Consider the following 26,601-nt stretch of genomic DNA (forward strand, 5'->3'; position numbering starts at 1 on the left):
AGATGGCTGGTCGGCTGCGCCTCCTGCTCGCTGTGCTGCTGGTGGCCGGATCCGGGTTGGTGCCCTCGGCAACAGCTTCGGCGGAGACGATCCGGGGTTTCGGCAAGGTGTTCGGCGCGCAGGTGAACGGCGCCGTACGGATCACCGGCAACTCGCTGGAGACCTGCGACACCACGGTCGCCACCTGCCGGGCGGCGCTGGCCGGCGGCACCGCGAACGCGTCGAACAACGAGTGGGTGATGCGGCTGCTCGACGCCGACACGGATGCCTCGACCAAGTCCTCGTCGGCGGCGACCGTCAGCCTGCCGGACGGCGCGAAGGTGCTGTACGCCGGACTGTTCTGGGGATCCAGCCGGGCCGCGGGGTCCGGTGGCACGGCCGGCACCGGTGACGGCAAGACGCTGAAGCTCCGGGTCCCCGGCCAGACGGCGTACCAGACCGTCACCGCGGGGCGCACGGACTATCTCACCGCGGGGACGCAGGACTACTCGTCGTACCTCGATGTCACGTCGGTCGTGCAGGGCGCCGGTGGCGGCGAGTACTGGGGTGCGGACGCGGCAGCGGGTACCGGCGCCGACCGGTACGCCGGGTGGAGCCTGGTGGTGGCCTACGAGCACCCGAACGAGCCACTGCGCGACCTGTCGGTGTTCAACGGGTACGCGCGGGTGACGACCGGCGACGTGATCAAGACCAGCATCTCCGGGTTCCTGGCGCCGCCGAGCGGACCGGTGAACGCACGCTTCGGCAGCGTCAGTTACGAGGGTGACGCCGGAATCAGCGGCGACTACTTCGCGGTGAACGGCATCCGGCTCGCCGACGCCCAGAGCCCGTCGGCGAACTTCTTCAGCAGCCGGGTCACCGACGCCGGAGCGAACCTGACGAACCGGACCCCGGCGAGCGTCAACTCCCTGGGCCTGGACGCGAAGGTGGTGGACGCCGCCGGGCTCCTCGCGAACAGCGCGACCAGCGCCGAGCTGACCTTCGCCAGTACGGGCGACTTCTACTACCCGGCCGCCCTGACCACCCAGATCGACCTCTACGCGCCGGCGATCCACGGCACCAAGTCGGTGCGCAACCTGGCGGGCAACGCTCCGGCGAAGATCGGCGACACCCTCGAGTACACGCTGAGCTTCGGCAACACCGGCGAGGACGACGCGCTCCGGTCCGTGGTGCGCGACGCGTTGCCACCGAACACCACCTTCGTTCCCGGCTCGCTGAGCGTCGTCGCCGGCGCGGGGACGGGAACCAAGACCGACGCGGCGGGCGATGACCAGGCGGAGTACGACGACGCCTCGCGCGCGGTGCGGTTCCGGATCGGCACGGGCGCGAACGCGACCACCGGTGGCCGGCTCGGCACGAACGTCAGCAGCACGGTCAGGTTCCGGGTCACGCTCGACCCGGCGACGGCCGGAACGACAGTGGTCAACACCGGCTACCTGGACTACACGGCCGAGACGCTCAACAAGCCCTACACCTATCGCGCGGACGAGGTGCGTACGCCGGTGGCCGAGTCGGCGGACGTGGCACTGACCAAGACCGGTACGCCGGACCCCGTCCCGGCCGGCGGGAACCTCACCTACAAACTCGTTGCCCGCAACAACGGTCCCAGTACGGCGCGAGCTGTCGTCGTCACCGACACCCTGCCGGACGGCGTCGAGCTGGTGTCGGCCGATCCCACCCAAGGCACCTGCTCGGGTGAGGTCGACTGCGCCCTCGGTGACCTGGCCTCCGGTGGCGAGGCAACCATCACCGTGGTTGTCCGGGTCCCGTCCGCCGGCACGGTCACCAGCCTGACCAATGTCGCGGCGGCCACCAGTTCCACCTCTGATCCGGACCAGAGCAACAACAGTGCCTCGGTCACCACGCCGGTCATCCGGATCGCGGATCTTTCCGTCGGCAAGGCGGTCGCCCCCGACGCCCCGGCGCCCGGTGAGCCGGTGAAGTACACGCTGACGATCCGGAACAACGGGCCCTCGGACGCCGAGCAGGTTCGCATCGCCGATTCACTGCCCGTGGGCCTCAGCCTGGTCAAGGCCGAGGCTCCGGCTCCGGCGACCTGTACCGCGGCCGGCCAGGACGTCACCTGCACGACCGACCGGCTGGCCGGCAGGACGACGCTGGTCGTGTCGATCACCGCCGTGCTGGATTCGGCGTACCGGGGTGGTCCGTTGGTGAACCAGGCCGCGGTCAGCAGCGCCACGCCGGACCCGGACCTGTCGAACAACACGGACACGGCGACCGTGACGCCGGGCCGGCCGAAGGCCGATCTGGTCGTCGGCAAGAAGACCGTCACGGCGCCGGTCGTCGCGGGCGAACCGGTGACCTACCAGATCACCGTGCGGAACGACGGCCCGTCGGACGCGCAGGCGGTACTGGTGGCTGACGATCTGCCGGCCACCCTGACCGCGGCCACCGCCGACACGACCGCCGGCTCATGCACGGTGTCATCCGGCCAGGTGCGGTGCGCGCTGGGCGATCTCGGCGCCGGCTCCACCGCCACGATCACGGTGACCGCGACCGTGGTCGCGACAGCGACCGGCTCTTTGGTCAACACGGCCACGGCGACCAGCACGACGCCCGATCCGGACCCGTCGAACAACACCGGCCGGACGACCGACGACCTCACCACGAGCGCCGACCTGGCGATCACGAAGACCGCTCAGCCGGTCCCGGTGCAGGCGGGGAAGCCGGTTACCTACACGCTGAAGGTGAGCAACAACGGGCCGTCCGCGGCGACAGCCGTGACTGTGACCGATCCAGTTCCCGCGCCGCTGCGCTACGCCTCGTCGGCCACGTCGCAGGGCACCTGCAGCCAGTTGGACGGCACTGTCACCTGCAACGTCGGCACGGTGGCGCCGGGTGGCTCCGTGACGGTGACCGTGGTGGCGAACGTTCCGTCCGGTACGCCGCCCAACCAGCTCGACAACACCGCGAAGGTCTCGTCGCCGACCCCGGACCCGGTGCCGGGCAACAACTCGGCGACGTACACGTTGCTGACCGGCGCGCAGGCCAACATCACGCTGGTCAAGACCACCAGCCCTGATCCGGTGGTGGCCGGCGAGGCGATCACCTTCGAGCTCACGGTCGGGAACACGGGTCCGTCCGACGCGCAGGACGTCACCGTGGACGACGCTGTACCGCCCGCTGTGACCGGCGTGACCGCGTCGGCCACCGGCGGGGCCTCTTGCACGGTTGCCGGCGGGCGAGTTCGCTGCTCGGTCGGCACGCTCGCCGCCGGGGAGTCCTTCGTGGTCACGGTCGGCGGAACAGTTGCCGCTGGCACCGAGCCGGGGGAGCTGGCGAACACGGCGACAGCCGGCTCGCGAACTCCGGAGGATCCGACCGAGTCCGACAACACCTCGACCAGTACGACGACCGTGGTGGCCAAGGCGGACCTCTCGGTCACCAAGTCCGCACCGGCAACGGTTGTCGCGGGCAACCGATTGACCTACCAGTTGGCGATTCGCAACGCCGGTCCCTCCGACGCGGTGGCCGTGCTGGTGGACGACACGTTGCCGCCCGGTACGACGTACCTGCGTGGCTCGGCGCCGGGTGGTGAGTGCCGGCAGGACTCGTCGGTCGCCGAGCCGGTCGTGCGCTGCCCGATCGGCCGCCTGACGCCGGGGGCCGAGGCCGTCGCGACGATCGTGGTGACGGTCGGGGCCGACGTACCGGCGGGGAAGCTGACGAACAGCGCGACGGTGAGCTCGCAGACCCCTGACCCGAACGACCGGAACAACACCGATACGGCCGAGACCACGGTCAGCGCCTCGGCAGACCTGTCGATCACGAAGTCGGTGGAGCCGTCACCGCTGGTCGCCGGTGCTGAAGGTCTCTACACGCTGACCGTTCGCAACGCGGGCCCGTCGAGTGCGCAGGCGGTCACCGTGACCGACGCCGTACCGGGTGGATTGAAGTTGCTGGCAGCAACCACAGCGGAGGGCACCTGCACGATCGACGGAGCGGCCGTCGGTTGTGCGCTGGGCACGATGGCTACCGGGTCCGAAGCCGTCGTCCTGCTGCGGGTCGAGGTCGACCCGGCGCAGACCGGGCCGATCACCAACACGGGCACGGTCTCGTCCGTGACCCCTGATCCGAATCCGTCCGACAACACCGATTCGGTGACCACGAAGGTCGTTCGGTCCGCCGACCTCGAGGTGATCAAGACCAGCGACGAGAAGTCGGCGGTCGCGGGTGGGGGAGTCGGCTACCGGATCGCGGTGGTCAACCGTGGACCGTCGGACGCCACCCTGGTCGAGGTCGAGGACGTCCTGCCGCCCGGCCTGACGCTGCTCGGCGCCGAGCCCGGCCAAGGCTCCTGTACGACGACGGGCCGGACCATCCGCTGCTCGATCGGCACCCTGAAGGCCGGCCGCGCGGCCACCGTCGTCATCACCGCGGCAGTCGACCCGGGCTACACCGCGACCACGGTGGTCAACACCGCGACGGCGACCTCGCCCGTGCCTGATCCCGACCAGGACAACAACAGCTCGACCATCACGATCCCGGTCGCCACCAGCGCGGATGTGGATGTCACCAAGCAGGCGGAGCCGGCCGGCGTCACGCCGGGCAGCACTTTCGACTACGCGATCGTGGTGACGAACAAGGGCCCATCGGTGGCGCGCTCGGTGGTGGTGACCGACCCCCTGCCGGCCGGACTGACGGTGGTGTCCGTGAGCCCGCCCTGCCAGGCCGACGGCGCGACGGTGCGCTGCGAACTGGGCGACGTTCCGATCGGCCAGGTGATCCTCTCGCTCCGGGTCCGGCTGGATCCCGGGTACGACGGGTCAACACTGGCGAACGTCGCGACGGCCACCTCACCGACTCCCGATCCGGAGCGCGACAACAACACCGGCAAGATCGTCTCGCCGGTGGTCGCGCTGGCCGACCTCGCCATCGCCAAGACGATGAGCCCGGGCGATCCGGTCTCCGGCGGGCCGGTGAAGTTCACCCTGACCGTCCGGAACCTCGGCCCGTCGGACGCGCGGAAGGTCGTCGTCACCGACGAACTGCCCCGCGGTCTGACGAACGTGTCGGCCGAAGGCCCCGACGGCGTGACGTGCACGCTGCTCGCTCCGGCCAAGGCCGGTGCACCGGATGCACCCGAGGCAGGCACCGTGCAGTGCGGTACGGCGCTGCTCGCGGCGGGCGCCACGATCACGGTGGTCGTGACGGCGACCGTGGTCCCCGGATTCACCGGAGCGCTGGAGAACATCGCGCGAGTCGGCGCCGCCACCCCGGACCCGGTGATCGGCAACAACGAGGCGAAGGCCGGCGGGCGGACGACCCAGTCGGCGAATCTGAGCCTGCTCAAGACCGCGTCCGTCGTGAGCGTCGAGGCCGGACAGACCTTCGGCTACACGATCGCCGTGCGGAACGCCGGGCCCTCGGCCGCGCTGGGGGTGCAGGTGATCGACGTGCTGGCCGCCGGGCTGCGGCTGCGGAAGATGCCGGAAGCGTGCGTGAGCCAGAATCAGCGGATCACTTGCAGCATCGGCCGGATCGACCCCGGTGGGAGCTCGAAGATCGTCCTCGGCGTGGCGATCGACGCGTCGTACGGGAAGAAGGCGGTGACGAACACGGCGGTGGTCACGGCGACGACGCCCGACCCCGATCCGAGCGACAACAGCAGTTCGGTCACCGTGAAAGTCACCAAGCCCACTGGCCCGACCCCCACCCCACCGCCGGCACCAGACCCCACTCCAGACCCCACGCCGAACCCCACACCCGGCCCGAAGCCGGGACCCGACCTGGGGGACACCGGCGGTCCGGTCGGACTCGGCATCACCCTGGCGGCGCTGGCTCTCGTGCTGGCCGGCGGTGCCCTGATGGCGATCACCCGCCGCCCGAGACACCGCAGCCACTGAAGTCCTCGCCCGGGTGGTCCGCCGCCACCGTCGGTAGTTGCCGATGACAACCGGCCGGCGGTGATCAGCGGTTGAGCAGGTCGGCGGCCTGGAGTTGCTGCCAGATCTCGGACTGGTCGACGACGGTGACGCCGAGCTTCTCGGCCTTGGTGAGTTTGGCGGCGCCCACGTCGGCGCCGGTGATCAGCAGGTCGGTGGTCGCCGAGACCGAGGAGGCGATGGTCGCGCCGGCCCGCTCGCAGAGGCGCTGGAAGGCGGGGCGGGCGACCTTCTCGCCGGAGCGTGGGTCGCTGATCGCGCCGGTGACGACCACCGTCTTGCCGGCCAGCGGGGCGCCGGCCGCGACCACCGGCGGCAGGTCTTCTTCGCGGACGTCGAGCGAGACCCCGGCCGCGCGGAGGCGCTCGAGTTCGGGGCGCAGGCGGGCCAGGTGCTCGATCAGGGAGGCGGCCACCTTGGGGCCGATGTCCTCCACGGCGACCAGCCCGTCCACTCCCGCGTCGGCGACCTCTTCCAGCGAACCGAAACCCGCCCGGCACAGCCGGGTGGCGGTGCCTTCGGAGGCCATCGGGATCGCCAGCCCGATCAGCGCCCGGCGGAGGCCGACCTGGCGGCTCGCGTCGATCGACTCGATCATCCGGGCGGCGGAGACCTCGCCGATCCGGTCGAACTCCAGCAGCCCTTCCTTGGTCAGCCGGTAGAAGTCCGAGGGGTGTTCCAGGATCCCCGCCTCCGCGAGCCGTTCGATCCAGACCCCACCGATCGCGTCGATGTCGGCGGCCGCCCGCGACGCCCAGTGGATCAGCCGCCGGACGGTCTGGGCGGGGCAGGCGACGTTGGTGCAGAAGAGTTCGCGGCTGTTGCCCTGCTCGGTCAGCTCCTGCGCGCAGGACGGGCAGACCGAGGGCGGCACGATGTCCTGCTCCGCGCCGGTCCGCCGGGAGGCGTCCAGCACGCCGGCGACGAACGGGATCACGTCACCGGCCCGCCGGACCAGCACTGTGTCGCCGATCTTGATGTCGCGGGCGCGGATCACTTCCTGGTTGGCCAGCGTGGCGCGGGTGACGGTCGTACCGCCGACGAAGACCGGCTCCAGCCAGGCGACCGGGGCGATCTTGCCGGTCTTGCCGACGTCCCAGACCACGTCGGCCAGCACGGTGGTCTTCTCCTCGGCGGCGAACTTGAACGCCATCGCGCCCCGCGGCGAGCTCGACCGGGTGCCGGCCGCCGCGAACGCGTCGCGGTCGGCCAGCCGCAGTACGGCGCCGTCCAGGTCGTAGTCAAGGTCGTTGCGCTGCTGCTCGATCGTGCTGATCACGGCCTGCGCCGCGGTCGCGTCCGCGCAGTGCCGCATGTCGGCGACGGTGAAGCCCATCGTCTTCAGGGCGCGCTCGAGATCCGCATCGGTGTTGCCGGGGTCGCTGAGCAGGTCGAAGGCGAGGAACTGCAGGCGCCGCTCGGCAACCGTCGCGGGGTCCTTGGCCCGCAGCGTGCCCGCCGCGGCGTTCCGCGGGTTGATCAGCGGCTTGTCCGGGTGGGCGGCGTTGTAGGCGGCGAAGGTGGACCGCAGCATCACCGCCTCACCGCGGACCTCGATCCGGCCCGGTACGTCGAGGCGGTCCGGCACTCCGTCGGCCAGCGCACGGACCAGCGGCGTCACGTCGTCGCCGGTCGTCCCGTCGCCGCGGGTGATCGCGCGGGCGAGCCGGCCGTTCTCGTAGACCAGGGCCAGGGACAGCCCGTCCAGCTTCGGCATCACCACGACCGACTGGCCGGGGAAGCGGCCGAAGAACGCCTCCACCTGCTCGGGCCGGGTCGCCTTCTCCAGCGACAGCATCGGCCGCGAGTGCCGGATCGGCGCGTGCAGCACCGCGGGCGCGCCCACCTGCTCCAGCGGGTTCGGGTCGGGCGCCAGCTCCGGATGGGCCTGGATCAGTGCCCGCAGCTCGTCCTCGATCGCGTCGTACTCCGCGTCCGCCACCGTCGGCGATCCCCGGTAGTAGGCGTCGCGTAGCACGACGATCTGATCGGCCAGCTCCTGAATGCGTTCCCCAGCGTCCACGGCTCAGGACCCTACCCGCGACTACCGACAATCCGCCGTGGGCTCGGCGGCGGTGAGGCGTTGCCGCAGCCCGGTGGCGCGGAGGGCCCGGCGGCCGAGGGCCAGCCGGACGGCGTCCTCGGTGCCGACCACCCGGACGCGCTCCTGAGCGCGGGTGACCGCTGTGTAGAAGAGTTCACGGGTCAGCAGCCGCGACTCCTCGCCCGGCATCAGGACGGTCACTTCCTTGGCCTGGCTGCCCTGGGCCTTGTGGATGGTCATGGCGTGCAGGGTCTCGATGTTGCCGAGCCGGCTCGGGGCGAAGTCGAGGCGGCCGCGCGAACTGTCGATGCAGACCCGCAGCGAGCCGTCGGGGCGCCGGATCGTGACGCCGACGTCGCCGTTGTAGATGCCGAGGGCGTAGTCGTTGGCGGTCACCAGCACCGGGCGGCCGACGTACCAGGTGTCCCAGAGCGGGTCCTCGGTCTCCTCGGTGATCCAGCGCTCGACGGTCCGGTTCCAGTAGTTGACGCCCCACCGGCCCTCGCGGTGGGCGCAGAGCAGCCGGTGCCGGTCGAGCGCGGCCAGGGCAGCCTCGGTGTCACCGGACTCCGCGGCCCGGCGGATCGCGAGGACGTCGGGAAGCAGCACCGGACGCAGCGCGTCGGCCGGGTCGTCGTCCGCCACGAAGTGCACGCGGTCACCACCGCCACGCAGTACGGCGAGAACGTCGTCGGCCCGGTCCTCGCGGACGGCGAGCGCGAGGTCCCCGATCTCGCTGCCGAACCGGTGCGGGGTGCGCAGTTCGGCGGCCGCGGTGTGGCCGCCGGCCACCAGCCCCTCGACCAGGTCGGCCAGCACCGCGCCGGCCTCGATGGAGGCGAGCTGGTCGGGGTCGCCGACCAGGATCAGCCGGGCCTCCGGCCGGACCGCCTCCAGCAGCCGCGCCATCATCGTCAGTGAGACCATCGAGGTCTCGTCGACCACGATGATGTCGTGCGGCAGCCGGTTGTCGCGGTCGTGCCGGAAGCGGGTCGAGGAGTCGGGGCGGCCACCGAGCAGCATGTGCAGGGTGCGGGCGTGGAACTCGCCCAGCCGGTCGGTGTCCTGCGAGGTCAGCCGCGCGGACATCTCGTCCCGGACCGCTTCCTCCAGGCGCCCCGCGGCCTTGCCGGTCGGCGCGGTCAGCGCGATCCAGGGACGACGGTGCCCGGCGAGCTCGGCCTGCTCCGCGAGCAGCGCCAGCAGGCCGGCGACCGTGGTGGTCTTGCCGGTGCCCGGACCGCCGGTGAGGACCGTCGTCCATTGCCGGGTGGCGGTCTCGGCCGCCAGCCGCTGCTCGACGTACGACGTACCGGGGAAGAGCCGTTCGAGTCCCGCCAGCAGAGCCGCCTCGTCGGCGATCACCGGCGCGGCCAGGCCGGCCCGGTGGCGCAGGTCCTGCTCGACCTGTCCTTCTTCGCGCCAGTAGCGATCGAAGTACAGCCGGGTGTCCTCGAGGTGCAGTGGATGCGGAGCGGCGAGCAACGGGCTGGCCGTCAGCGCCGCGAGCCAGTCGTCCAGTTCGGGCCAGGGCAGTTCGTCGCCGTCCTCGCCGACCTCCGCGCGGACCTCGGTGAGGTCGAGACAGATGGATCCGGCCCGGACCGCCCGCGCCACCAGGGCGCAGGCGAGCGCGACCGATTCGTTGCTCTCAGCAAGCAGTTTGGTGAGTCTGGTGGCGACATGGACGTCGGCGGCCAGGATCACGCCGGCCCGGTTGAAGTCACGCAGTACTCCGGTCGCGGTCAGCGCGAAGGCCGAGTCGAACTCGTCGACGACGGGTGTGGTCACGGCGCGCTCCCGTCGAGCAGTTCGGACAGTGCCAGCACCAGCGCCGTCGGCATCGGCCAGCTGAACACCCCGGCCGGATGTCCGTCGACGATCGGCGTCTCGGGTCCGCACATGCCGCGCAGATAGAGGTAGATCACCCCACCCAGATGTACGCTCGCGTCGTAGCCGGGCAGCCGCCAGCGAAGGTACCGGTGCAGCACCACGGAGTAGAGCATCGCCTGCAGTGGATAGTCGGAGTGCAGCATCGCGGCGGCGAGCTGCTCCGGTCCGTACTCCGCGGAGGTGGCGGGTTGCTCCGGATCGCCGAGCCGGTTGGTCTTGTAGTCGACCACCACGAAGCGATGGGTGTCGCCGTGCGGGATCCGCAGTACGACGTCGATCGATCCGGAGAGGTAGCCCCGCAGACTCTGCCGGCCGAGCAACGGCTGATCGAGCCGGTCGGCGTACGCGAGCAGCGGGTCGCCGGCCGGGAGGTGGGCGCGCAGCAGCGGCGCCAACTGCCCGAGCCGTACGTCGGTCGCCACCGTCTGGTCGCCGCCGGCCAGTGGGATCTCGAAGTCGAGCTCCCGGAGCCGATCGGCACGACCCAGGTCGCGCAGCGTCAGACCGGGAGCGAGCGGCCCGAGTGGCGTGCTGTGCATCGGCAGCATCGCCGTGGCCAGCGCATCGGGGGTCACGTCGACCCGCCAGAACCGCAGTTGCTCGCGAACCTGCGCGGTGAGCTCGGCCTGCAGGTCGGGCGCGTGCGGGTCCGCGTCTTCGAGCACGGCATGGACCAGCGAGCCGAAGGTCGCTCCGGCCGGCAGCCCGTCCATCGGGGACGGCAGCGCCTCGGCCGGCGCGACCTCGGGCACCAGCACCGGGTCCACGGACTCGTCCTCGAGCTGGCTCTCCTCGGGTTCGCTGCCGACCCCGCCCACCTCCTGCTCTGCGGCGCGGATCAGCCCCGAGTACGACGTACGCCGCCAGGTGACGTCGACCTCGCGGATGAACGTGTTGACCTCCAGCCCACCCGGCAGCTCCTCCCGGACGGGCTCGACCTGGTCGGCGACGACCGACTCCTCGACCACCGGACCGCCTGCCTGCTGCCAGCGCCGCAGCCAGATCAGCACTTCCTCGTCGTCGGTGGCCCGGTCCAGCGTGTCGGGGACGATCGCCTCGCCCTGCTTGCGGCCGCGCAGCAGCCGCGAGATCCCGCCGTTGATCTCGTCCCAGGACGGCGCCCACCAGGCCACCACCTGGGACTTGGCCCGGGTCAGCGCGACGTAGGTCAGCCGGATGTCGTCGCCGGCCTCCTCGGCCCGCCAGCGTTTCTGGTTGGCCGAGTGGCCGCGATGTCTCTTGCCACCGACGTCCAGCCGGCGTTCGCCGTCCTGGTGGAAGACCAGCAACTCGGTGTCCTCGACGACGTGGCGGGTGAAGCCGAACGGCAGGTAGACGACCGGATACTGCAGCCCCTTGCTGACCCACACGGTCATGATCTGGACGGCGGCAGCGTCGCTGTCGAGCCGGCGAGTGCGCTCTGCCGTCCGGCGGCTGCCGTTGCACTCGTCCCGCAGCCAGTCGAGCAGAGCGGGCAGACCGAAACCTTCGCGGTGGGCCGTCTCGTGCAGCAGCTCGGCCAGATGGGCGAGGTCGGTCATGTCACGTTCACCGCCGCGCCAGGCGAGGACGCGTTCGGTCATCCCGTGCAGCTGCGCGGCCTCGAAGACCGCTGCCACGCCGCTCGTCCGCAGCCGGTCGGCCCAGGCTCGCAGCGTTTGTCCGGTGCGATCGGTCAGGTCCTCGCCACCGGCCCGGAGGCCGGCGGCCGTCTCGCCGAAGAACATCGTGGTCGCGGCAGCACGGACCAGGCCCGAGCGATGCGGCTGCTCGAAGGCCTCCAGCAGGCAGAGCCAGTCCTGTGCGGCCTGCGACGCGAAGATGTCGAGATCACCCGAGTAGACGGCGGGGATGCCGGCCAGAGCCAGTTGTTCGCGGCAGACTCGCGCGTCCTTGTGGGTCTCGACGATCACCGCGACGTCGCCGGCCCGCAGCGGCTGACCGGCGTACGTCGCGCCGGAGGTCAGCAACCGGCCGAGATCGGCGGCCAGATCGCGAGCGATGTGGTCGCGGAGGTCGTCCATCGGGATGCTCTTGCGCCGCGACGAACCGAACTGCTCCCGGCGTACGACGCGGAGCCGGAAGGGCGCGCCGGAGGGCGCTCCGGCGATCCGGGTGCCCTGATGGAAGGCGGCGACGGGGTGGACGACGATGTCCTGATGGCCGAGCTGGGCGCCGCCGAGGACGACCTGGAGACAGTCGACCAGCGGCTGGTCGCTACGCCAGTTGGTGTCGAGGGTCCGCCGCTGTCCCGCGGTCTTCGCCGCTGCGAGGTACGTCGCGATGTCGCCGCCGCGGAAGGCGTAGATGGCCTGTTTGGGATCGCCGATCAGCACCAGCGTGCTCTGGCCGTTGAAAGCGGCGTCGATCACCTTCCACTGCACCGGATCGGTGTCCTGGAACTCGTCGACCATCACGACCGACCAGCGGCGCTGCAACTGCTGCCGGGCCGGGGCGCCGGGATCTTCCAATGCGGCGGCCAGCCGGGTGAGCAGGTCGTCGTAGCCGAGGACGCCGAGGCGGCGCTTGCGGCGTTCCATCTCGGCCAGCACCGCTTGGGCGAACTCGACCCGGACGCCTTCCAGCGAACCCTCGGCGTACTCGCCGGGGACCAGCCGGGTGTGCGGGTTCGCCACCGCTTTCAGGGCGATCTCCAGCGCCGTACCGCGGCTGATGGGCGGCTGGTCGGCCGAGCTTCCGAAGAGCCGGAGGTAGAGGTCGTCGACCACCTCGGTGACGAGATCGGTCAGGTCGTCGACCAGGGTGACGCCGGCGTCGGTGTCACCCGCGACACCGAGCGAGCGCAGTACGAGCTGGCAGAACTGGTGGGTGGTGGCGATGGTGGCGGCGTCGAAGTTGGCCAGCGCGTCGCGGAGCCGCAGATGCCTGGCATCGAGCTCGTCCGCGCTGCCGCGGACCAGGTGGCCGAGCAGGCCGGTGTCGTCGCTCCATCGCGTGGGATCGGCCAGGGCGAGTTCGGCCTCGAGCAGCTGGGCCCGCACGCGTTCGCGGAGTTCCTGGCTGGCCGCGCGGCCGAAGGTGATCAGCAGCATCTCGTCGAGCCTGGCGCGACCCTCCGCCACGAAACGCGTGACCAGGCCGGCCAGGGCGTAGGTCTTGCCGGTACCGGCGCTCGCCTCCAGCACGATCGTGCCGGCCGGGAGCTCACCGAGCAGGTCGAAAGGTTCCATCATCGCGATCCCTGCTCGAAGCGGAGCATCGGTTCCCAGATCCTGGCCGCGTACGCGCCGAGCCGGGTCGGCTCGCCGGGACGTTCCTCGCCGGGACGGGTCGGGTCCAGCAGCGCGTCGAGGCGGGCGTACGGACCCCAGACCCGGACGTGAGCGGGGTCGGCGTTCTCGCCGTCGTACTTGTCCGGGCGCCAGCGTCGCCCGGCGGCGGTCATCGGGTCGTCGTTGGTACGGCAGGCCTGGTGCCAGGCGAACGAGGTCTTGAGCGGGATCGGCAGTGGTTCCCGCCGGCCGGCGTCGTAGATCGCGGCCAGATCGGCCAGCAGGGCGCGAGCCTCCGCTCCGACCGGACCCAGCTGCCGGCTCGCCGGACCTCGGCTGCCTCGGCCGATCACCTGAGCGGTCCAGTTGTGGTCCTCGTCGTGGGCGGACAGCGCGAGCAACTGGATCCACGAGGCCAGCAGTTGCTTGGCGTCGAGCCGGGAGAAACTGACCGAGACGAGCCGGTAGCCGTGCACGCTCGGTACGGTCCCGGTGAGCCGCCGGCCACCGCCGAGATCGACGTCCACGTCGAAGGCCCTGGAGCTCGCCTGCCGGTGCGGATGCGCGCTGATCGCGAGCTGCTTGGCCTCGTCGCGCACCTCGGTGGCGGTGCGCCAGCCGAGCCGGCCCGGCGGCAGCGTGCCCCGGCGCCACTCCGCCTGGAGGGCGTCGTTCGGGTTGACGCCCGACAGCATGTCGCGCAGCAACCGGTCACCGACCGACCACTTCTGCAGGTTGTCGATCTCGACCGGCAGCACGTCCGACACCCCGTCGACCTCCCACGGCAGGGTCAGGTCGAGCGCGCGGAAGTACCCCTTCACGGGATGGCGGAAGAACGCCAGCAGGTCGGCCAGCGCCAGATCCTCGCCGTCCTGCACCGCCACTTGGCCCGCGAGGAACTCCGGCCGGGGTGGCCGCGACCCGGCCGCGGCACGCGCCGCGACCAGCGCGGTCGGGTCGAACGTGAACGGGCCCGGCGTCCCGAGCCGGCCGGGCTCGAGGTTCAGGCGGTCGAAGGGCTGCAGCGGGTGCTTGATCAGGACGGCTTCCCGGACGGTCGTCTCGGTGGTGCGGTCGAGGACGTCGAGGAGTTCACCCAGCGGTACGGCGGGCGGCCGGCGCTGGCCGGAGTACTCGTTGGCTCCGGTGTAGGTGATCACCAAGGACTCGGTCGCGGCGAGGATCGCGTCCAGCAGCAGTTGCCGATCCTCGCTGCGTACGTCGCGCTCGCCGGTCACCGGCGTCCTGGCCAGGACGTCGTCGCCGTCGGCCAGCCCGAACCGCGGGAACACGCCGTCGTCGAGACCGAGCAGGCAGACCACGCGATGCGGGACCGATCGCATCGGGACCATCGTGCAGACGGTCAGGGTGCCGGTCCGGAAACTCGCGCGGCTGGGCCGGCCGGCCAGATGGCTGGACAGCAGGGCCCGCACATCGGGCAGCTTCAACGGGGTACGGGCCAGGTCGCCGGCGTCGGCAGTGACGTCGGCGAACTCGCGGTGCACCTGGCTGAGCTGCCAGTTGTCGTCGGGAACGACCCGGGTCAGCTGGTCGATGCCGTCGCGCAGGGCGTCCAGCCAGTCCGCCAGCGGCCGGGTGCCGTCGAGCCGTTCTGTTGCCGCCTGCAACCGGTCGACGTACTCGGCGAACCGGCCGGCCAGCTCGATCCGGGTGCTGCCGACGTCGTCGAGCGGCAGCGTGGTGTTGATCCAGGCGTGCGCGTCGGCGGACATCGTCACCCCGGCCAGGATCCGGTCGAGACCGAAGCGCCAGGTGTTCTGCGGGTAGTCGGCCAGGCCGTACGGTTCGCGGTGGTCCTGGTCGAACGCCCAGCGCACGCCCGACTCCCGGACCCAGGCGGTGATGGTGTCCAGATCGTCGTCGGTGAAGCGGAAGCGGCGGCGTACCGGCTCGGTCTGGGCCAGATCGAGCAGTTGGCTCGCGGTGGCCCGGCTGCCGGCCACCCCGAGCAGCTGGGACGCGACCCCGAGCAGCGGATTGGTCTTGGTGAGCGATCGATCGGCGAGCTGGACCCGTAACCGGTGCGCGGGATGCCCGTCGGCGTTGAGGTCCGCGAGACCGAAGCGAGCACTGATCAGGGGCGCGTACGTCTCGATGTCGGGACACATGACGAGGATGTCGCGCGGCTCCAGGGTGGGGTCGGCCTGCAGCATCCCCAGCAGGACCTCACGCAGTACGTCGACCTGCCGGGCGGTGCCGTGGCAAGCGTGCACCTGGACACTGCGGTCGTCGGCGGCCAGCCGGCGGCCCTCGGAGGCGAGGGTGTTGCTGCTCAGGTCGTGCTGCAACCAGCCGAGAAGCGTGTCGGGTGCCGCCGGCCTCGGAAGGTGACGATCGGTCGCTTGAGTGGCAGTGAGAGTCAGTTGCAGCTCACGGCTGTCGCGGCCGAGCGTGGCCAGTAGCGGATGCCTGGCTTCCTGGAAGCTCTTGTCGTCGATCCTGTCGCCTGCCGGGACTTCTGCCGACTGCAGGCGTTCCCACAGCGCATTGCTCGGATGGGGCAGCCACAGATGTACGTCGCGGTGCTCGGCCAGGGCGGAGAGCAACTCCACCTCGGTGACCGGGAGGCGAGTGTGCCCGAACAGTGAGAGTCGCGGCGGCAGGTCGAAGGACTCCGGCTGTTCGCGAAGCCTGGTGAGAGTTTCGGCCAGGCGGGCGTTCGGGGCAGGGGTTTCCATCCGGTGGATCAGTCGTCGCCAGAGTTCGGGTTGCCAGGCCAGGTCGCCGTCGATGCTCTCGCCGCGGCCGTCGGTGTCGCGGCTCGCGGTCCAGTCGGCGAGCAGGGTCGGGCGCTGTTCGGCGTACGAGGCGAAGAGGCGGGCCAGCCGCGCCGCGACGGCGTACCGGCGGCCTTGGCGGAGTTCGGCCTCGGGGCCGGTGTCGAAGTGGCCGAGGTGCCGGGCGACCGGCTCGCACCAGGCTTCGTCGAGGGAGTCGTCGAGCACGGCCAGCAACGGCCAGGCCATCGCGTCCGCTGCCCAGGGATCGTCATGGCCCAGACCGAGGACCTCGGACACCAGCGAGCGCGGAGTGGTGAACCGGACCCCGGCGCAGACGCCGTCACCGCGCCGTGTCGCGGCGCCCAGCCGATGTGCGAGTTGCTGCGACAGCCAACGCTCCACGCCCTTGGCGGGAACCACCACCAGCTCCTCGGCGAAGGGGTCGGCGAGGGGGACGGCGAGCAGTTGCCCCAGCCCGTCGGCGAGCACGTCGGTGCGCTCAGCGCGGTGCAGGAACAGAGTCACCGCCGCAGCATGCCATGGAGCGCCGAGTCGACGTGCCAAGGGATCGGGCGCTACCTCGGCAGACCGGCCGGGAGGCCGCCGGCGAACCGGCGTACGGAGTGGCCGAACTTATGCAGAAATTATTCATGGCATGCTGAGAAGGTCCCGAGCGGAGGAGACGTGTGATGGGTCTGACCAGCAGTGCCGTCGTCGAGGCACCCCGTCCCGAGGTGTTCGCGTGGTTCCAGCGGCCGGGGGCGATCGTGCGTCTCACCCCGCCCTGGATGCCGGTCCGGATCAAGCGCGAGGCGACCGATCTCGCGGACGGTACCGCGGTGCTCGGCTTCCCGCTCGGCCTGGACTGGGTGGCCCGGCACAGTGGTGCGGTCGCGCCCGCGCAGTTCGTCGACGAGCTGGACTCCGCGCCGCTGCGCTGGCTGGTCCACTGGCGCCACACGCACGACTTCGAAGAGGTGCCGCCGAACCGGACCAGGGTGATCGACCGGATCGACAGCAACGTGCCCGCTGTCATGCTGCGGTCGATGCTCGCCTACCGGCACCGGCAGCTGGCCGACGATCTCGCCGCTCGCGACCGGGCGATCGAGGCCGGGATGCGCCCGCTGACGGTCGCGATGACCGGCAGCCACGGCACGATCGGTACGGCGCTGGCCGCCTTGCTCACCACCAACGGCCACCGGGTGATCCGGCTGGTGCGCGGCCAGGCCGAGGGCCCGGACGAGCGGCGCTGGGACGTCGAGACCCCGGACGCGAACCTGTTGCAGGGCGTCGACGCGGTGATTCATCTCGCGGGCGCATCCATCGCCGGGCGGTTCACTCCCGAGCATCGCAAGGCCGTTCGGGACTCCCGGATCGGCCCGACCAGGCAGCTGGCGCGGCTCGCGGCGGAAACGACCGACGGCCCGCAGGTCTTCGTGTCGGCGTCTGCGATCGGTTACTACGGCCCTGACCGGGGAGACGAGCCGCTGACCGAGGGAAGTAGCCGGGGCGACGGCTTCCTGGCCTCCCTGGTCGAAGACTGGGAGCAAGCGACCGAACCGGCCGCAGCAGCCGGCCTGCGTGTCGTCAACGTCCGCACCGGTCTGGCGCAGACACCGGCCGGTGGAGTGCTGCAACTGCAGTACCCGCTTTTCGCTGCGGGACTGGGCGGACCGCTGGGTGACGGACAGCAGTGGCAGGCATGGATCGGGATCGACGACCTGGCCGACATCTACCACCGCTGCCTGTACGACGCGGACCTGTCCGGTCCCATCAACGCGGCCGCGCCGGAGCCGGTGCGCAACGACGAGTACTCCGCCACGCTCGCGCGCGTCCTGCACCGCCCGGCGCTGTTGCGAGTTCCGGCACTCGGCCCACGCCTGATCCTCGGGAAGGAAGGAACCGACGAGCTCGCGCTGGCTTCGCAGCGAGTGCTTCCCCGTCGGCTGACCGACCTCGGTCACACCTTCCGGCACCCCGACCTCGAGTCAGCCCTCCGTCACCTTCTCGGCCGGCCCGTCAAGGCCGGCTGACCGGGCGGGCTGAGCAGGGCGGCCCGGCCACCAGAAGCGGTCGCCCAGCACGAAGACCAGCGCCGGTACGACGACAGTGCGCACCACCAGCGCGTCGAGCAGCACGCCCACACAGACGATCACTCCGACCTGCGTCAACGTGATCAGCGGCAGCACGCCGAGCACGGCGAAGACCGCCGCGAGCAGGAGTCCCGCGCTGGTGATCACGCCGCCGGTCAGGCGCAGCGCGGCGAGCATCCCGTCCTTGGTGCCGTCGCGTCCTGCCTCTTCCCGGGCCCGGGTGGTGAGGAAAATGTTGTAGTCGACCCCCAGCGCCACCAGGAACAGGAACGACAGCAGGATCACCGTGCCGTCGAGGGCCGGGAAGTCCAGGACGTGCTCGAACAACCACCAGCTGGCTCCGAAGCTGGCGAAGAACGACGCGACGACGGTCAGCACGAGCAAGACCGGGGCGAGCAGCGAGCGCAGCAGTGCGAGCAGGACGAGCCCTACCAGCGCGAGGATCAACGGCATGATCAGCGTTCTGTCGCGCTGGTCCGCTGCCTTCACGTCCACGTCTTCCGCCGCGCCCCCGCCGACGAGGGCCTGCGCCGACTCGAGGTCGTGCAAGCGCTGACGCAACTCCTCGACCACTCTCGCGGACTGCTCGCTCCCGGGCTCGGCCGACAACACGACCTGGAACTCGGCAAGCTCGGCGGTACGCCGGCCCGGCCGCACCTGCGCGACCCCGTCGACCTCCTTGGTGGCGGCGACGATCTTGTCGGCCGCCGAGGCAGCTCCGATGACGATCAGGGGTTCCGTGGTACCGGCTGGGAACGCCGCGGCCAGTACCTTCGCGCCGCGGACCGCCTCCGGCTCCACCCGGAACTGCTCGTTCTGCGCGAGCCCGGTCCGTACGCCGCCGATGCCGATCGCCATGCCGCCGAGCAGGACGCCGGCGGCGATCAGCACCGCGAGCGGCCTGCGGGCGACCGCCGTACCCAGCCGGCCCCACACCTTGCCCTCACGGGCGGCCTCGCCGAGTTTCGGTACGAACGGCCAGAAGATCCGCCGGCCGAAGAGCACGAGGGCCGCCGGCAGGATCAGCAGCGTGGCGATCATGGCGAACAGCACCCCGATGATGCAGGCAACCGCGATGCCCTGCAGGGTTTCCGTGCTCGCGAGCAGCAGCAGAGCCAGGGCTCCGATCACGGTGCCGCCGCTGGCCAGTACGGGCTCGGCGACTCGGCGTACGGCCGCGCGCATGGCGACCAGGACGTCCTGGTCGAGGCGAAGTTCTTCGCGGTACCGCGCGATCAGCAGCAACGCGTAGTCGGTGGCCGCGCCGAACACCAGCACACTGGCGATACCGGATACCTGACCGCCACCCGGGATGCCCAGCCGGGCCAGGACCTGGTCGGCGACGCTGATCGTGGCCTGTTCGGTGAGCCCCACCACGATGAGTGGGATCAGGACCAGACCCGGGCTGCGGTAGGTCAAGAGAAGCAGGAGAGCCACCACCGCGGCCGTCACGATCAGCAGCCTGGTGTCGGCGCCGTCGAAGACGCGGGTCAGGTCGGTGCCGAAGGCGGCCGGTCCGGTGACGTTGACGACCACGCCGTCCGGCAGGTCGCGGCCGAGCGCCGATCGCAGGTCGTCGACGGTCGCCGCGGTCGCTTCGTCGTCCTGCTCGGGCAGGGTGACGACGACCAGCGCCACCTTGCCGTCGTCGGAGAACTGCGGCGGAGGTCCCTGGTCCGTGACGGCCTTGGACCGGGCCAGTGCCGTGCCCTTGGCCACCGCCTGCCGCCCGGAGTCGTCCAGCGGCGAGCCGTCCGCTCGGCTGTAGACGAGGAGCGCGACGGATCCCTCGGTGCCGGGCAGCTCTGCCTGCAGTTGCTCGACGCGGGCGGATTCGGCCGTGGTGGACAGTCCGGTCGCCGAGCGGGGCGTGGCTGCCTGCGGCGCGGCGATCAGCAGCGCGCCGATCGCGGCGGCGAACCCCACCAGCACGACCAGGGCGGCCGAGCGGCGGGAGCGGAGAAGGAAGCGTGGACCTGGCACAGTGGTCTCCCGAGGGAAGTCAAAGCCTTGAAGATCAAGTATCTTGAGTATCAAGACAATAGGAGGTGGCTGTGCCGACGCGCAACCCGAAGGACGGGCCTCGTGACCAGCTCGTCGGCCTGGTGCAGATGCTGGTCGCCGAGGGGCAGCGGATCGGCCACTCCTTCGCGCACCGGCACGGCCTGCACCCCACCGACGTCGAGGCGCTGATCCGGGTGATGGTGGCCGACGAACGCGGGGCACCGGTCACCGCGGGGGAGCTGGGCACCGAGCTGGGTCTGACCTCGGGCACGGTCACCTCGCTGCTGGACCGGCTGGCCCGGGCCGGTCATGTCCGGCGCGAACGCGACGCGGCCGACCGGCGCCGGGTGATCGTGCGGTCCGGGGAGGCCGGGATGGAGCTCGCCCGCGAGTTCTTCACCCCGCTCGGAGTCCTGCACCGCGGTGTCATCGACGAGTTCACCCCCGCCGAGCTGGAGGTGGTCGCGCGCTATCTGGGGGCCACCACCATCGCGTTCCGCAGCTATCGCGAACAGCTGACGGCGGAGCGGGCCGGCTCTTCCTGACGGCCGGCGCGGCACGGACCCCGGAAAGGGGCTAGAGGCAACGAGTTCCCGCTTCGGCCGAAGTGTCCGTTCTCCGGAGCCCGCGCGGTGAGACACGTCACTGCCGGGCAGGGCGCGCGAGCAGCCCTTCGGTGACCCCGCGCAGCAGGTAGCGTCTGAGGTGCCCGCCTGGTGGTGAGTGGGCACAACGGGGTCGGGGGGATGTCCCTCGGTGGTGAGCCGATGCTTGGGGAGGCACATCGGTGAGAAGCGATCCACTGGATTCGCACATGCTGAGACCGCTGGGGCTGTCGGCCGACGCCGAGCAGGTCTATCGCTGTCTGGTGCAGCAGCCCAGGACCGAGCTTCCACCACTGGCCGAGCGGCTGGGCTGGTCGCTGGCGCGCACCGAGGCGGGCGTCGAGGACCTGCTCGAACTCGCGCTGGTGCGCTACTCCTGGGAGAACCCGCGGGAGCTGCACCTGGTCAGCCCGGAGGCGAGCCTGGTCCCGCTGCTGACCCAGCACGAGCTCGTGCTGCTGGACCGGCAGAAGGAGGTCGTCGCCAGCCGGGTCGCGATCGAGCAGATCTTGGCCGAGTACGGCGACCGGGTCGCCTCCTCGGGGTACGCCGACGCCGAGCGGCTGGTCGGCGTCGACAACGTGCGGCTCCGGCTGGAAGCCCTGATCAGCGAGGTCGAGTTCGACCTGATGGGGTTCTCCGACGGTGGACCGCAGTCGGCGGAGAGCCTGGAGGCGGCGCGGCCGCTGGACCAGGCGCTGCTGAGTCGCGGTGTGCGGATGCGGGTGGTCTACCTGGAGAGCCTGGTCAACGACGGTCCCACCGCGCGGTACGTCGACTGGTTGTCCGAGCGTGGCGCGCAGGTCCGCACGGTGGCAACGCTGCCACTGCGGATGATCGTGGCCGACCGCAAGGCCGCACTGGTGCCGATGGACGCGACGGACAGCTCCCAGGGTGCACTGCTGATCCGCGACGCCGGTGTGGTCGCCGCGCTGCGGGCCTTGTTCGAGGTGATCTGGGAGCAGAGCAGAATCTTCGGCACCTGCCGGCCCGGCCGGGACGCGGTAGGGCTGACCAGTCAGGAGCGGGCCGTCGTCCAGTTGCTGGCCGAGGGGCACACCGACGAGGTGGTGGCTCGCCGGCTCGGCGTCTCGGTGCGGACCTGCCGCCGGTTGATGGCCGACCTGATGGTGCGGCTCGACGCTCGCAGCCGCTTCCAGGCCGGGGTCGCGGCGACTCGCGCCGGGTGGTTGCTGGACGACGATCCACTGCTGTCCGATCCGGTGAGCTCCGACTCGGCCTGAACGGGCGGTACTGAACAGGCGGTACCGATCAGCCGGCGACCGGCGCGGCGGTGAGGTCGAAGGCCGTCCTCTGCCGATGGCGGTCCACCAGTTCGGTCAGTAGGTGCTCATCGGTGGTTCGCTGCCGCCGGTTCGGTTCGCCGAGCCGGCCGACCAGACGCTGTAAGGCGCCGGTCACCCAGGCGGGATCGCGCAGGAACGCGTCCTGCTGGTTCTCCTGCCAGACGCCGAGGCACGACCGGGCGGCAACCAGTACGGCGTACTGCTCAGCGAGCTGGCAGGCCTCGGGCGTGGCCAGCGGCGTACGGTCGCGGGGTGGTAGCGCCGCGCAACTGGCGAGCACCCGTGCGGTCACGTCGAACACCACGTCGGCATTCGGGATGCCGTACTGCGCCCTATGGAAGCCGCCGAGTGGGTCCTCCAGACTCGGGCTACCGGCAGCGAGACGAGCCGGGTCCAGCGGCTGCAACGACTCGGCCAACCCGAAGAGCACCCCCGGCTCCTCGGTCTGCGTCGTCGTACCGTCGGGGAGGATCGGCAGCAGCGCCGACCGCCCTCGTGCACCGCCTGACGCGGTCAGGGGCGCCGTCAGCAGGTCACGCCGATGCTTCTGGAAGATCGCGTACCGGCCGTCCCGGCGGTGCGCCTCGATCCCGAGGACGCCGTCCAGGCCGTTGATGATCTGCCGGGTCAGTACGGCGCTGAGGCGGTTGATCGCGTCCAGGTAAGCACCGGACAGCGTCGGGAAGGCCTGCAGCGCACGGGCGCCGACGGTGGTGAGGCAGTCGAGAGTGAGAAGGTCGAGGAATGCCGCGGCCAGGGCGGATCGGACGTGCGGTAGCAGTCGCGGCTGCTCGAGCGCGCTGCCGACCGCCAGGCGGAGCAGCGTGTCCAGCGAGGCGACCGTGGCCCCGGCCAAGGTGGTCCTGGTGATCGCCAAAGCGCTGCGGGTCAAGCCACTGGCTCCGCTGAAGTCGCCGACGATCGTCGCGCCGTCGTAGGACTTCGGGTCGTCGAACAGCAGCTCACCGAAGCGCAGTCCGCGGGCACCGGCCGGCTGCCGAGTCGTCTGTGGTCGGGTCGCGTTGTCCACGAGCACGACCGTGTGGCGCGGACATCCGAGATCCCGGCCGGTCCGGGCCACCACAGCGGCCGGTGCGTCCCACCCGCTGCCCGTGACGGCACAGGTGCGACCTTGCAGCACGACCTCCGCGCCGTACTGGTGCGCAGAGACGCCCGCACCACCTTCAGTCTCCGCGTACGTCGCCAGCGGCAGGCGGCGATCGTCAAGCAGTCGTCGGGCCAACTGTTGGCGAGTGGTGGCGGATGGAGCAGCCCAGACAAGTGTCGAACTGAGCAGCGGCACCACACCGGCTGCAAGCCCGACAGTGACGTCGCGGCGAAACAGTGGCCGGAGCAACTGCACCAAGTAGGGGAGGCTGGTCAGTCTGCCGCCCTCGCTGGGTGGCACCAACTCGGCGTGCCAGTCCAAAGTAGTCAAGAGGTCCAGCGCTCCGGGCAGCGCAGTGCCTGCCTCGTCCGCCGCCACCACGGCGCCGAAACCGAACGGATTGCCAGGGGCACCGGGGTCGCCGAGCGTGGCCTCCAGCGCAGCCGCCGGCCCGGTCGTCACGCTGGCCCCGGACGCCCGGCCACCAACCAGGGGATGAGAGAGAGTCGCTGGTCCAGTCGCCACTGTCGTGCCATCACCTGCATCAGCCGTCCGTACGCGATCTGCACCGTCTCGCACCGGCCGACGGGCTCGGCCTGCAGTTGACCGAGCAGCCTGACCAGGCACGCCTCGAGCCACACGCCCCCCGTCCACAGTTCGTCCTCGCGGTGGTCTTCGTAGTTGCGCAGCCAGACCTGCAGACAAGCGGCCGCGGCGAAGCACAGCGTGTAGCGGCGAGCGAGGTCGAGCGACCCCGGCTCCTCACCCCACCGGTCGTGCAGCTCCGTCACCAGGTCCCGCAGTACTGCGGCGCTCCCGGCCAATTGGTCGCTGACCACCCCCGCGCGGGCCAGCGACTCCAACTCCGCCACCGCGCCCGGCAAAGTGTTGACCAGCGAACACCCCGAGCGGGACACCAACTGAAGGCGATCGGCCCGCAGAGTAGGCAGTACGGCGGTCAGTGTCGCGGCTGCCGACTCCGCCAGGTCGCCGGACGAGCGCGTCAGGAGCGGCCGTTGTCCGGCAATGCAGCGCAGCCCTCGTAGCGGCGTATCGCACAGGGCGCCCACAGTCTGGTGATCGCGCAGCAGCTTGGCCACGTCCTCTTCGTCGCTCAGCTCGATCGCCAGCTCCAGCAGTTCACTACTGCGCTCACGCAGGTACGCCGACGCGGCCGGCGCCACGACGGCCAGTTCGCCCGGCGTCGCTTGAATGCTGCGCGTGGCCACCAACGCGACGGCCTCGGAGGCCAGCAGGTCGGCATAGGCCGCTGTGACGGCGCGGCGGATCTGCGGCAGGTCGATCAGCCGGAGACCGTGCATGGTGGCACCGAACACGCGGTCGAGGGTCAGCCGCAGCCCGTGGTCGACGGCTCCGAGCGAGACGGCGGCATCGACTACCCAGGTCAGTAGCCGGCTCTTCATCGCCAGCTGTGAACCGCTGTCGCCCAGACCGTCAACCGGCTTGCCCTGCGCTGCCAAGTGGCCGCGGTCGGCTCCACGGATGCCGTGCAGCTTGGCAGCGGTCGGGGGAGCCTCGGTTGCCGCGACCGGCCGTCGCCCGGCAAGCAGGTCGGCGGCCAGTCCAGCTGCTCGCTCCGGTGACCCGGCGATCCAGACCGGCACCGCCTCGACGTACGAGGTGCCGTGCGCGACCGCGACGGTGATGTCGCGACGAGCCACCGTGCGCAGGAGCTGGAACACGTCCTCGTAGTCCCGTAGCCGGCCGCCGTGCTCTTCCGGCACGTAGTACGCGGACAGGCCGTGCTCATCCAGTACGTCGCACAGCTCGGCCGGGAACTCGTCGCGGCCCTCCAGCACCCGGCACCGCTCCGACGAGAACAGCTGCTCCGGATCGGCGGGGTCGCCAAGCCTGCCGTCCAGTTCGGCCGCCAGCAGGTACGGCGGATGGCTCATCGCGCGGCTGCCGTCGCTGGGTCAGGGCCGGTCGCTGCGCCAAGGCCGGCGGCTGCGGCTTCCCGCGCGGCCAACCGGTACCGCTGCGCCGTCTGCCGACCCAGTACCTCGTACACCGGGTCGAGCGCGTCGCTGCAGAACAGCTCGCGCATCAGGGTTCGCTGCACCCTTCCGGCGGTCCGCCTGATCCGCCCGGGGCGCAGGAACACCACGTTGGCGACCCGGACCTTGAACCGGTCCCGCAGCCCTTCCCGGACCGCTGCTCCGAGCGGAGCCAGCTCCGGAGCGACCATCCCGGGAGTGACCTCCTGGAAGACGACAAGCTGTTCCCGCGGTACGTCGACCGCGCACACGCACCCCGGCAGGTCCGCGAACCGCGGATCGAGCCGGGCCAGCTCCCGCTCCACGTCCTCGGCGTACAGGCTGCGCTGGTCGATCCTGATCCGGTCGACGGCCGGACCCGTGGGCAGCAGTTGCCGGTCGTGGATCACCCCGAGATCACCAGTGGGAACGTCATCGTCCAGCCGGATCTCGCCGACCAGGCCGTCCGCGAGTTCGCGGCCCGTGGCCGGGTCCACGATCCGCAGGCCGGTGCCCTCGACCGGCCCGCAACTGACCAGCGGCACGCCGTCGGCAGCAGGCTGCAGGACGTCGTTCTCCAGGCCACCGCGATCGGCGACCGTCAGCAGCGGCCCGTCGATCCGGTCACCGGGGGGTGAGACCGTGATCAGCCGGACGCCGTCGGTCGGCCCGTACGCCGGGGTCAGCGTCCGCCGGTCCAGACCGGCCGGCGAGAAGTGCTCGGTGAACGCCGAGATCGTTGCCTCCGACACCTTTTCCGGACCGTTCAGCGCAGTCCGCAGCCGAGACAGATCAAGCGCCGGTACGTCGGCGGCCGCGACCCGGCGGACGCACAGGTCGTAGGCGAAGTTCGGTGCGGCCGTCAGCCGGACGTCGTGATCGTCGAGCATCCGCAGCCAGCGCACCGGATCCTTGAGGAAAGCAGACGGCGACATCAGCACACTGGTCGCTCCGACCGCCAGCGGCGCCAGCAGCAGGCCGACCAGCCCCAGCCCGTGGTGCATGGGCAGCCAGCCACCGACAGTCCCGTGCGCGGCCAGGTCGAGGGCCGCGTCGAGCCGGTCGACGTCGGCCGCAAGTGCCTGGTGGGAGAGCGAGTGGCCGGTCAGAGACGTCGCTGTGGCGGTGTACTGCAGCACCGCAGGCGCTGCGGCAGCTCGCTCGACGGGCTCGGAGGGCTGCACCTGCGACAGGTTGATCAGGTCGGTCGCGTAGAGGGCCAGCTCGTTCAGCCGGTCCTGGATCAGCCAGTCGGCGACCAGGTCCAGGTGCTCGGTGTCGGTCAGCACCACCCGGGGGTCGACGTCCAGCGCGATCCCCGTGGTCAGCGAGAGATGGTGGCTGTAGGTGCCGGGCAGGGGAGCGGGGACCGGGACGCAACCGGCGTACAGGCAACCCCAGAAGGCCTGCGCGAAGGCCAGCGGTGACGGGTGCAGCAGGAGGACCCGGTCGCCGGGAGCAGTGTTGGCTCGCAGCCAGCCCGCGATCAGCCGTGCGCTGGCGTCCAGTTCGCCGTACGTGGCGGTGGTGGCGACCGGCTGCCCGGCCCGGTGGCCGACCTCGACCACTGCCGGCCGGGACGGGTCGTCGGCGACCTGCCGTCCGAATCTGGCGACCAGATCCTCATTCATCGTGGGCCACTCCATCCGCTCGGCCGATACTCGTCCCAG

General features: G+C 71.1%; 12 protein-coding genes. 4 read left to right on the forward strand and 8 right to left on the reverse strand.

The genetic code is table 11. The features are described from left to right. Positions 1–2 precede the first annotated feature (2 nt). Entirely contained in the window at positions 3–5,867 is a 5,865-nt protein-coding gene (locus OX958_RS15860; protein ID WP_270138458.1) for a DUF7933 domain-containing protein, read from the forward strand. 64 nt (positions 5,868–5,931) lie between these two features. Here OX958_RS15860 and ligA read toward each other — a convergent pair whose 3' ends face one another. From ligA to recC, 4 genes are read right to left on the reverse strand one after another with little or no spacing between them, the layout of a single operon-like run. Next, positions 5,932–7,929: an NAD-dependent DNA ligase LigA gene (ligA, locus tag OX958_RS15865; RefSeq protein ID WP_270138459.1), complete on the reverse strand. Its 1,998-nt coding sequence runs from the start codon at positions 7,927–7,929 to the stop codon at positions 5,932–5,934. 21 nt (positions 7,930–7,950) lie between these two features. Further along, positions 7,951–9,741: an exodeoxyribonuclease V subunit alpha gene (recD, locus tag OX958_RS15870; RefSeq protein ID WP_270138460.1), complete on the reverse strand. Its 1,791-nt coding sequence runs from the start codon at positions 9,739–9,741 to the stop codon at positions 7,951–7,953. Continuing rightward, on the reverse strand, positions 9,738–13,037 hold the full coding sequence (locus OX958_RS15875; RefSeq protein WP_270138461.1) for a UvrD-helicase domain-containing protein: 3,300 nt from the start codon (positions 13,035–13,037) through the stop codon (positions 9,738–9,740). The genes recD and OX958_RS15875 overlap by 4 nt, the downstream gene beginning before the upstream one ends. After that, entirely contained in the window at positions 13,034–16,342 is a 3,309-nt protein-coding gene (recC, locus tag OX958_RS15880; protein ID WP_270138462.1) for an exodeoxyribonuclease V subunit gamma, read from the reverse strand. The genes OX958_RS15875 and recC overlap by 4 nt, the downstream gene beginning before the upstream one ends. Before the next feature lie 164 nt (positions 16,343–16,506). Here recC and OX958_RS15885 point away from each other — a divergent pair, with 164 nt between their 5' ends. Continuing rightward, positions 16,507–17,850: a TIGR01777 family oxidoreductase gene (locus OX958_RS15885; RefSeq protein WP_270138463.1), complete on the forward strand. Its 1,344-nt coding sequence runs from the start codon at positions 16,507–16,509 to the stop codon at positions 17,848–17,850. Here the strand turns inward: OX958_RS15885 and OX958_RS15890 are convergent. Then, on the reverse strand, positions 17,806–19,893 hold the full coding sequence (locus OX958_RS15890) for an MMPL family transporter (RefSeq protein WP_270138464.1): 2,088 nt from the start codon (positions 19,891–19,893) through the stop codon (positions 17,806–17,808). The two genes, OX958_RS15885 and OX958_RS15890, sit on opposite strands and share 45 nt — an antisense overlap. A 71-nt stretch (positions 19,894–19,964) precedes the next feature. On the opposite strand from OX958_RS15890, the gene OX958_RS15895 reads away from it, so the two are divergent. Next, on the forward strand, positions 19,965–20,459 hold the full coding sequence (locus OX958_RS15895) for a MarR family winged helix-turn-helix transcriptional regulator (protein ID WP_270138465.1): 495 nt from the start codon (positions 19,965–19,967) through the stop codon (positions 20,457–20,459). A gap of 269 nt (positions 20,460–20,728) precedes the next feature. Continuing rightward, positions 20,729–21,763 carry a LuxR C-terminal-related transcriptional regulator gene (locus tag OX958_RS15900; RefSeq protein ID WP_270138466.1) on the forward strand — a complete coding sequence of 345 codons (1,035 nt, stop codon included), beginning with the start codon at positions 20,729–20,731 and terminating at the stop codon, positions 21,761–21,763. Between the two features lie 28 nt (positions 21,764–21,791). On the opposite strand, the gene OX958_RS15905 is transcribed toward OX958_RS15900, so the two are convergent. From OX958_RS15905 to OX958_RS15915, 3 genes are read right to left on the reverse strand one after another with little or no spacing between them, the layout of a single operon-like run. Beyond that, the gene (locus OX958_RS15905; RefSeq protein ID WP_270138467.1) at positions 21,792–23,396 is read right to left on the reverse strand and encodes a hypothetical protein; all 1,605 of its coding nucleotides are present in this window, start codon (positions 23,394–23,396) and stop codon (positions 21,792–21,794) included. Next, complete coding sequence (locus OX958_RS15910) at positions 23,393–24,850, reverse strand: acyl-CoA dehydrogenase family protein (RefSeq protein WP_270138468.1); 1,458 nt, start codon at positions 24,848–24,850, stop codon at positions 23,393–23,395. Before OX958_RS15910 ends, OX958_RS15905 begins: the two co-directional genes overlap by 4 nt. After that, positions 24,847–26,562: an AMP-binding protein gene (locus OX958_RS15915; RefSeq protein ID WP_270138469.1), complete on the reverse strand. Its 1,716-nt coding sequence runs from the start codon at positions 26,560–26,562 to the stop codon at positions 24,847–24,849. Before OX958_RS15915 ends, OX958_RS15910 begins: the two co-directional genes overlap by 4 nt. Positions 26,563–26,601: the final 39 nt, after the last annotated feature.

The organism is Kribbella sp. CA-293567 (genome assembly GCF_027627575.1).
Classification (GTDB): Bacteria; Actinomycetota; Actinomycetes; order Propionibacteriales; family Kribbellaceae; genus Kribbella.